Source organism: Bartonella sp. AD328YNZD, from assembly GCF_042196425.1.
On the sequence record NZ_JBHIQG010000491.1, the window covers coordinates 1 to 1408 of the forward strand.

Here is a 1408-nt window from a genome sequence, read left to right on the forward strand (position 1 = left end):
ATGGACATGATGTTGGATCACATTATCAAGCACAGGGTTTAAAGTTGTCTAAGCATTTTAAATGAGTTGGAAACCACGAATTTTGATAACATGTACGCAGGAAATATATTGTGAATAAAAGAAAATTTTTTGTTCTTTAAAAAACCGTCGCCATGCATTCTATTTTCAGTTTCCAACATTAGGGCTTTGTATTTGAGAGGATATGATAGGCATTTTTATTTCTTTTTTCAGGCGTGTTTATCCATAAAAATTCTCGTTTATGATGCGGAAAAGAATAGTTTTGCTTATTTTATTATGAAAAAATCTAAAATGAAATAATTTGGCTATAATCAATTTTTATTCAATATGTCATGCATATGTATTGTGATAATAAATCAATAATTTACTTATTCGATATAACAGCAGATTGTTTTCTTTTCAAAGAAAATATGCAAGATTGGATGTTGCACTTTGCTTCATTTTTTTAGATCTTAAGTGCCAGTACATTTTATTTTGTATAAAAATTATCATTAAGAGAAGATAAATAAGTTTTTCACGATAGTTCAGGAACAATTTTTTTAATGAATAGTGTTCTAATTTTAGGAAGACATTTATAGCCTCAAGATATAATATAGCTAGAAAATGTTTCAACTAAAGGTAAAGCACTTCATGAGTATGAACATTAAAAGTTTTTTACACTTTATGTAAATTAGGCACGGTATATTTTTATAAAATTTCATGACAAGTAACAGGTTTCAGTTTTGAATATTGATATGAGAAGATTTTTAGATGTACGCGACAACTTTATTTAAAGTATTAATTAAAGGTTTTTTTCATCTTTTGGGGGGGATGGTTTATCTTTAATGAGTATAGACTTTCTATTTTTATAAACGATAAGGACTCTTTGGAGGGAAAAACTACTTTAAATGACAACGCACTAAGTTGTAAAGCAATTGCTCACAAAGAGGTATTTGTTTAAAGAGAGTATAACATTTCAACTGTATATGAACAATGTATAAGTGGTACGGTATTAATGCTGCTCCTATACTATGAGATTTTAAATTGGGAAAAGAGAAATAAAGACGTTGTTTTTATCAATTAGTTTTTTTAGAAAAGTGCAATTCCTGTTACCTTTATCAATTCAATAGAGCGTTTTGGGAGAACATTGAAGAGGAAGGTACACGGTTTTTTTTATGCATTTTAGGGTATTTTCCCTTTTAATTCAGGAATAATGGGCCATCAATGATTATTTCTTCAACATTTGATTATCGTAAGGCAGCAAAGCGTCGTCTTCCCCCCTTTCTTTTTCACTATATTGATGGTGGGGCTTATGCTGAAGAAACGATGCGACGTAATTGTACAGATCTTCAAGCACTTGCACTGCGTCAAAGGATTCTATGCCACGTTGGTGAAGTTGATCTTTCAATCA

The 1408-nt window shown here is 30.1% G+C and carries 2 protein-coding genes; both read left to right on the forward strand.

Annotated features, from left to right (window positions below; genetic code table 11):
* The coding region (locus tag ACFIO3_RS13120) for a hypothetical protein (RefSeq protein ID WP_375704603.1) at positions 1-65 on the forward strand (65 nt) is incomplete at its 5' end.
* 1156 nt (positions 66-1221) lie between these two features.
* Positions 1222-1408, forward strand: a 187-nt coding sequence (locus ACFIO3_RS13125) for an alpha-hydroxy-acid oxidizing protein (protein ID WP_375704602.1), incomplete at its 3' end; no start/stop codon positions are given.